2 tRNA genes and 3 rRNA genes are annotated in these 5375 nt (G+C 46.6%); all 5 read right to left on the bottom strand.

Features of this window, described 5'->3' with window-relative positions:
- Positions 1 to 44 precede the first annotated feature (44 nt).
- The 5 genes from rrf to BC748_RS01095 all read right to left on the bottom strand — a co-directional run bounded on the left by rrf (position 45) and on the right by BC748_RS01095 (position 5132).
- Positions 45 to 153: ribosomal RNA gene (gene rrf, locus BC748_RS01075) — 5S ribosomal RNA — on the bottom strand.
- A 139-nt stretch (positions 154 to 292) separates the two neighbouring features.
- Positions 293 to 3176 (bottom strand): 23S ribosomal RNA (locus BC748_RS01080).
- Between the two features lie 110 nt (positions 3177 to 3286).
- A tRNA-Ala gene (locus BC748_RS01085) sits at positions 3287 to 3360 on the bottom strand.
- Positions 3361 to 3454: 94 nt separating this feature from the next.
- A tRNA-Ile gene (locus BC748_RS01090) sits at positions 3455 to 3528 on the bottom strand.
- 92 nt (positions 3529 to 3620) lie between these two features.
- Positions 3621 to 5132: ribosomal RNA gene (locus BC748_RS01095) — 16S ribosomal RNA — on the bottom strand.
- Together the 16S, 23S and 5S rRNA genes with 2 tRNA genes alongside form the textbook arrangement of a ribosomal RNA operon.
- Positions 5133 to 5375 lie beyond the last annotated feature (243 nt).

A 5375-nucleotide genomic window follows, 5' to 3' on the forward strand; every position in this document is an offset into this window, starting at 1 on the left:
ACTAAAAACAAAAAAGCCCATCCAATACGGATAGGCTTTTCAAAAAAAGGCGGCGACATACTCTCCCACAAATTGCAGTACCATCTGCGCAGTCGGACTTAACTTCTCTGTTCGGAATGGGAAGAGGTGAGCCCCGACGCAATAACCACCTTAAGAGGTTATGTTGCTTTTGACAACATTTGCATTAATAATTAAACATTTATAATTAATAACTACAATAATATCTTAACACACTGAGATAAAGAAAATTTAAAAGAAAGTTTCTTCTCCCGTCTTGTGACGGGAGAAAAGTGTACATAAGCTTACGGATTATTAGTACTACTCGACTATGACATTACTGCCTTTACATCTATAGCCTATCAACGTGGTCATCTTCCACGATCCTTAAAAGAAATCTCATCTTGTGGTGGGTTTCGCGCTTATATGCTTTCAGCGCTTATCCCTTCCAAACGTAGCTACTCTGCGGTGCTCCTGGCGGAACAACAGATACACCAGAGGTTTGTCCAATTCGGTCCTCTCGTACTAGAATCAGATCCACTCAAATTTCTAACGCCCACAGTAGATAGAGACCGAACTGTCTCACGACGTTCTGAACCCAGCTCGCGTGCCACTTTAATGGGCGAACAGCCCAACCCTTGGGACCTTCTCCAGCCCCAGGATGTGACGAGCCGACATCGAGGTGCCAAACCCCCCCGTCGATATGAGCTCTTGGGGGAGATCAGCCTGTTATCCCCGGCGTACCTTTTATCCTTTGAGCGATGGCCCTTCCATGCGGAACCACCGGATCACTATGCTCTACTTTCGTACCTGATCGACCTGTATGTCTCTCAGTCAAGCTCCCTTATGCCATTGCACTCTACGCACGGTTACCAAGCGTGCTGAGGGAACCTTTAGAAGCCTCCGTTACTCTTTTGGAGGCGACCACCCCAGTCAAACTACCCACCAAGCAATGTCCCCCACATACGCGGGGTTAGACCTCAGATAAGCAAAGGGTGGTATTTCAACAATGACTCCACAACGCCTAGCGACGCCACTTCACAGTCTCCCACCTATCCTACACATCACTTATCCAAGACCAATACTAAGCTATAGTAAAGGTGCACAGGGTCTTTTCGTCCCACTGCGGGTAATCGGCATCTTCACCGATACTACAATTTCACCGAGCTCATGGCTGAGACAGTGTCCAGATCGTTACACCATTCGTGCAGGTCGGAACTTACCCGACAAGGAATTTCGCTACCTTAGGACCGTTATAGTTACGGCCGCCGTTTACTGGGGCTTCAATTCAATGCTTCTCCGAAGATAACATCTCCTCTTAACCTTCCAGCACCGGGCAGGTGTCAGGCCCTATACTTCATCTTACGATTTTGCAGAGCCCTGTGTTTTTGATAAACAGTCGCCTGGACCTTTTCACTGCGGCCAGCATTGCTGCTGGCGACCTTTCTCCCGAAGTTACAGGTCTATTTTGCCTAATTCCTTAGCCATGAATCTCTCGAGCACCTTAGGATTCTCTCCTCGACTACCTGTGTCGGTTTACGGTACGGGTTCTTATAATCTAAGTTTAGAGGTTTTTCTTGGAAGCCCTTAGGCACACTATCTCTTTGCCCGAAGGCTCCGAGTACTATCGTATTTCCCCAAGCCGCGTGGATTTGCCTGCGCAGCTTATAGGTAGGTACTTCAACGAACTATTCCGTCAGTTCGCGGTGCTTTCATCACTCCGTCACCCCATCACAATTATAAGAAGTACGGGAATATTAACCCGTTGGCCATCGACTGTTCCTTTCGGATTCGCCTTAGGACCCGACTAACCCTCAGCTGATTAGCATAGCTGAGGAAACCTTAGTCTTTCGGTGTGCGGGTTTCTCGCCCGCATTATCGTTACTTATGCCTACATTTTCTTTTCTAACCAGTCCAGCATACCTTACGATACACCTTCAACCCTGTTAGAATGCTCCCCTACCACTTATACTTACGTATAAATCCATAGCTTCGGTAATATGCTTATGCCCGATTATTATCCATGCTCGTCCGCTCGACTAGTGAGCTGTTACGCACTCTTTAAATGAATGGCTGCTTCCAAGCCAACATCCTAGCTGTCTGGGCAGACAAACCTCGTTTTTTCAACTTAGCATATATTTGGGGACCTTAGCTGATGGTCTGGGTTCTTTCCCTCTCGGACTTGGACCTTAGCACCCAAGCCCTCACTGTTAGTAAACATTATATAGCATTCGGAGTTTGTCAGGAATTGGTAGGCGGTGAAGCCCCCGCATCCAATCAGTAGCTCTACCTCTATATAACTTTACGACTAACGCTGCACCTAAATGCATTTCGGGGAGTACGAGCTATTTCCGAGTTTGATTGGCCTTTCACCCCTACCCACAGGTCATCCGAAGACTTTTCAACGTCAACCGGTTCGGACCTCCACTATGTGTTACCACAGCTTCATCCTGCCCATGGGTAGATCACACGGTTTCGCGTCTAACACTACTGACTAAAGCGCCCTATTCAGACTCGCTTTCGCTACGGATCCGTGACTTAATCACTTAACCTTGCCAGCAACGTTAACTCGTAGGCTCATTATGCAAAAGGCACGCCGTCACCCCACTAAAGGGCTCCGACCGCTTGTAAGCGTATGGTTTCAGGATCTATTTCACTCCGTTATTCACGGTTCTTTTCACCTTTCCCTCACGGTACTGGTTCACTATCGGTCTCTCAGGAGTATTTAGCCTTAGCGGATGGTCCCGCCAAATTCAGACAGGGTTTCACGTGCCCCGCCCTACTCAGGATACCACTATCGTTATCTTCTCTTACTTATACGGGACTATCACCCTCTTTGGTTAACCTTTCCAGGTTATTCTAATTCAATCCGCAACAAATGTCGTGGTCCTACAACCCCAGTATTGCCGTAACAACACTGGTTTGGGCTAATCCGCGTTCGCTCGCCACTACTTACGGAATCACTTTTGTTTTCTTCTCCTCCGCCTACTTAGATGTTTCAGTTCAGCGGGTTTGCTCACCTATCGGTGTACTATGTCTTCAACATAGTGGGTTGCCCCATTCGGATATCTACGGATCAATTCGTGTGTGCCAATCCCCGTAGCTTTTCGCAGCTTATCACGTCCTTCTTCGCCTCTGAGAGCCTAGGCATCCCCCATACGCCCTTATTTTGCTTATTGTACTATTTGTTATATACATAAATGCACATAACGTGTTCTTTCTACTTTTTAAATATTTTCTTATCTCAATATGTCAATGAACTTTTATGCTAAACTTATTCAGCATTTTGTGGAGAATATCGGAGTCGAACCGATGACCTCCTGCGTGCAAGGCAGGCGCTCTAGCCAGCTGAGCTAATCCCCCGTATTTCTAGTGGACAGTTAACAGTTTTCAGTTAACAGCACTTCAAACGGTTTAACTCAACCTCTAAAATTTCCTTAAAACAAAAAAAACTTAGTAGTCCCGCCCAGACTCGAACTGGGGACCCCTACATTATCAGTGTAGTACTCTAACCAGCTGAGCTACGAGACTCTGTTTTATTTTGCTTTTTGTATTATTTGAACTAACAGCGAGAGTAATTAAATTTTTAAATTATTTTAAACTATCCTTATATATGTCTCTAGAAAGGAGGTGTTCCAGCCGCACCTTCCGGTACGGCTACCTTGTTACGACTTAGCCCCAGTTACCAGTTTTACCCTAGGCAGCTCCTTACGGTCACCGACTTCAGGTACCCCCAGCTTCCATGGCTTGACGGGCGGTGTGTACAAGGCCCGGGAACGTATTCACCGGATCATGGCTGATATCCGATTACTAGCGATTCCAGCTTCACGGAGTCGAGTTGCAGACTCCGATCCGAACTGAGAACGGTTTTATAGATTTGCTCCTGGTCACCCAGTGGCTGCTCTCTGTACCGTCCATTGTAGCACGTGTGTAGCCCAAGGCGTAAGGGCCGTGATGATTTGACGTCATCCCCACCTTCCTCACAGTTTACACTGGCAGTCTTGTTAGAGTTCCCGACATGACTCGCTGGCAACTAACAACAGGGGTTGCGCTCGTTATAGGACTTAACCTGACACCTCACGGCACGAGCTGACGACAACCATGCAGCACCTTGTAAATTGTCCGAAGAAAAGTCTGTTTCCAAACCTGTCAATCTACATTTAAGCCTTGGTAAGGTTCCTCGCGTATCATCGAATTAAACCACATGCTCCACCGCTTGTGCGGGCCCCCGTCAATTCCTTTGAGTTTCATTCTTGCGAACGTACTCCCCAGGTGGGATACTTATCACTTTCGCTTAGCCACTCAGATTGCTCCGAACAGCTAGTATCCATCGTTTACGGCGTGGACTACCAGGGTATCTAATCCTGTTCGCTCCCCACGCTTTCGTCCATCAGCGTCAATCCACAAGTAGTAACCTGCCTTCGCAATTGGTATTCCATGTAATATCTAAGCATTTCACCGCTACACTACATATTCTAGTTACTTCCTTGTAATTCAAGTCTAACAGTATCAATGGCCGTTCCATCGTTGAGCGATGGGCTTTCACCACTGACTTATTAAACCGCCTACGGACCCTTTAAACCCAATGATTCCGGATAACGCTTGGATCCTCCGTATTACCGCGGCTGCTGGCACGGAGTTAGCCGATCCTTATTCTTACGGTACCGTCAAGCTCCCTCACGAGGGAGTGTTTCTTCCCGTACAAAAGCAGTTTACACACCATAGATGCGTCTTCCTGCACGCGGCATGGCTGGATCAGGCTTGCGCCCATTGTCCAATATTCCTCACTGCTGCCTCCCGTAGGAGTCTGGTCCGTGTCTCAGTACCAGTGTGGGGGATCTCCCTCTCAGGACCCCTACCTATCGTAGCCATGGTAAGCCGTTACCTTACCATCTAGCTAATAGGACGCATGCCCATCTTTTACCGTTGGAACTTTAATAATTAAATGATGCCATTAAATTATACCATGGGGCATTAATCCAAATTTCTCTGGGCTATTCCCCTGTAAAAGGTAGGTTGCATACGCGTTACGCACCCGTGCGCCGGTCTCTTCTATTGCTAGAATACCCCTCGACTTGCATGTGTTAGGCCTGCCGCTAGCGTTCATCCTGAGCCAGGATCAAACTCTTCATCGTATATTGTTATGCTGAATAAATTCTGCATCGTATGTTAGACAAAGGCTAGTCATTTCAAATCTCTAAATTTTCTTACTCTCTTTTTATTTGTCTCGTCTTTAAAAACGAGACGGCTGTCAATCCAATATGTCTATGAACGTATTCTTTAATTCTATATCGCTATTCTTTCGTTTAGCGGGTGCAAAAGTAAGCATTTCTTTTTACCAAACAAGCTTTTTTGAAAATATTTTTTAAAATTATTTT

This window comes from Flavobacterium dankookense (genome assembly GCF_004362665.1).
In the GTDB taxonomy this organism is placed as follows: Bacteria; Bacteroidota; Bacteroidia; order Flavobacteriales; family Flavobacteriaceae; genus Flavobacterium; species Flavobacterium dankookense.